Origin of the sequence: Streptococcus penaeicida, assembly GCF_002887775.1 — a bacterium.
GTDB classification, from domain to species: Bacteria; Bacillota; Bacilli; order Lactobacillales; family Streptococcaceae; genus Streptococcus; species Streptococcus penaeicida.
Genome location: NZ_LOCM01000046.1, coordinates 1 through 478 on the forward strand (window position 1 = coordinate 1; position 478 = coordinate 478).

Below are 478 nucleotides of genomic sequence, written 5' to 3' on the forward strand. Positions count from 1 at the left end.
ATGGTATTTTTCCTTTGGACGTTTGCCTAATAAGCCTTCTTTATGCATGAGACGTTGAACTCTCTTATGGTTCACCTTGTATCCACGATTAATCAGTTCTTGATAGACTCGTCTAACGCCATATCTACTTTTATTTGACTCAAAAATACTTTTGATTTCGTTAAGTAAATCTTCGTTTCTTAACGCAACAGCATCTATCTTGCCAATCTCGAAATAATAAGTTGATTTAGCTAAGTTTACTGCTTTGAGAAGATATTTTATGTGATATCCTTTTTCTTTAAGTTCCTTGACGATTGCCGCTTTTTCGCCTTGAGTAGCGCAGCTTCCTTTTTGTGTCTCAAGGCGATTAATTTTTTTTATTGCTTCATTTTCTGTTTTTAAATAGGCTGTTTCAGCTCTTAATCTTATTAATTCTTCTCTTTCTGTAGGCGTTAAATCAGCTGGCTTATATTTTTTAGTCATAGGCGGTTCCTTTTTC

1 protein-coding gene is annotated in these 478 nt (G+C 34.3%); it reads right to left on the reverse strand.

Annotation, left to right across the window (positions count from 1 at the left end):
* Window positions 1-462 (reverse strand): IS3 family transposase (locus AT575_RS10120; RefSeq protein WP_245871545.1); only part of this gene is annotated, 462 nt, incomplete at its 3' end.
* Window positions 463-478 lie beyond the last annotated feature (16 nt).